Raw genomic sequence first — 1,706 nt, 5'->3', positions numbered from 1 at the left:
GCTGATCGATGCATTCAATGACGCGCTGACCCGGCTCGAGAATGGCTTTGCGGTGCAGCAGCAGTTTCTGGCCGACGCCGCGCACGAGTTGCAGACGCCGCTCACGCTGGTCAGAGGGCAGATCGAGCTGCAACCGGACATTAGCCAGAAGGCGCTTTTGCTTCGCGAGATCGATTTGATGGCGCGGCAGGTCAAGCAACTGCTGCATCTGGCTGAAGTCAGCGAAGCGCAGAACTTCAGTTTCGGGGATGTGAATGGTGCCGACGTCGCGCGGGACGTCGTGAGCTTGCTGGCCGGCAAGGCCGATGCGAAGCAGGTGACGCTTCATATCGAAGCGCGCGATTCCGCGTCGCCGATACGGGCGGATGGCGGGGCGCTTTTCATCCTGCTCAAGAACCTGCTCGAGAATGCGATCAATGCGTCGCCGTCGGGCGGGGTCGTGGTGCTGACTGTTCTTGATACGGCGATTCATGTCGAAGATGAAGGGCCGGGGATTCGGCGGGAACATCTTCCGCTGGTCTTCGATCGATACTGGCGGGCGCCGGATTCGCGGTATGACGGTGCGGGGCTCGGGCTGGCGATCTGCAAGGAGATTGCCGAGGCCCATCAATGGAAGCTGACGGTCGATGTGCTGGCGACGGGGACGCGGTTCAGTGTGTGGTTTTCGTCGGATATGACGGGATTCCGACCCTCATACTAGGCGCTCGGTGGAGGTGGGGCGGGCGGGGGCGCCTGTCCCGCCGAAGTGCTGCTTTTCACAGACTCCTTGTTCGCCGTCGATTTTTCGATATAATGAATCCACGTTCGGAATGTCGAACGTGAGAAATCAAGCATCCAGAGTCGGGTTTCCCGACGCCAACCTGCCCTCCCGGGCAAGGTGGACGCCCTCGAGGCGATGCGGCCGATTGACGGCAACGAAACGGGAGCAGCATGGCTGGCACCGGTTCGATAACCATTCATCCGGAGCAACCATGAGCCAAGTTTCCTCCGCTTCCCATCAGACGGTCTGTGAAGACTGGTCGCATTTTCTTCCCGGTTTCACTTTGACGCATACGGTTCATCTCGTTTCGAGACGGAATCCGGGCATCGTTTCGACCGCGGCGGCCGTGCTCGAAGGGGAAACGGCTACGGTCGATCGGTGGGCCATCACGCGCTGTGGCGACGTTCTCGAACAAAAAATCGTGCTCGGTGAAATGACGGAAGGGCAGGCGGTAAGGCTGCGTGAGCGGCTTGCGGCGGTGGAGGGGGTGCTACGGACGAGGGTGGAGCATCATTTCGTTCGGGGCCGATCAGCGGCGGCCTGACATGTGCAGGAGCGGTCGTCAGACGATGCGTTCGCGCAGTCGAAGTGTACCTTCGCAAATAAGCTTGTCCCTGAGCTCTGTTCGGCTCAGGGCATTCCTTGAGGTAGGCAACGTTTGAGTGAAGCTCGTAAGGTAACCGGTACCGCTGCCGTCAGTAGCCGGCTAAAGATCACGACGACAATCTCGGGGCAATACGGAACGATTGAAATTCACGGTTTCTAAGTGTATCCGATATGATCGCGATCACTACATCCGACGAGAGACGCCGTGGAACTGAATCTTGCATCACTCCAAAACCAACTTGCGTTAATTGACTTGATGTCTCGGCCATCTCGTGGTCAGGCATCTGGCATGCTTGAACAATTAGTGCTCAAGCATGAGAATATAAAAATTAAGATGTAT

2 protein-coding genes and 1 riboswitch are annotated in these 1,706 nt (G+C 58.0%); both genes read left to right on the top strand.

Annotated elements, in window-relative coordinates; all coding sequences use genetic code 11:
• Positions 1–700 (top strand): cell wall metabolism sensor histidine kinase WalK (locus tag JMF90_RS36010; RefSeq protein ID WP_201326244.1); only part of this gene is annotated, 700 nt, incomplete at its 5' end.
• A gap of 125 nt (positions 701–825) precedes the next feature.
• Positions 826–929, top strand: a riboswitch (SAM-I-IV-variant riboswitch).
• A gap of 42 nt (positions 930–971) precedes the next feature.
• The gene (locus tag JMF90_RS36005; protein WP_153188191.1) at positions 972–1,304 is read left to right on the top strand and encodes a hypothetical protein; all 333 of its coding nucleotides are present in this window, start codon (positions 972–974) and stop codon (positions 1,302–1,304) included.
• Positions 1,305–1,706 lie beyond the last annotated feature (402 nt).

It is taken from the genome of Burkholderia sp. E168m23, assembly GCF_016586125.1.
GTDB lineage: Bacteria > Pseudomonadota > Gammaproteobacteria > Burkholderiales > Burkholderiaceae > Burkholderia > Burkholderia orbicola.
This window is presented reverse-complemented; position numbering and strand designations above follow the sequence as displayed.

What these genes read in the sequence shown, in the direction of transcription:
- JMF90_RS36005 (WP_153188191.1), top strand. Translation starts at nt 972, where the DNA reads ATGAGCCAAGTTTCCTCCGCTTCCCATCAGACGGTCTGTGAAGACTGG.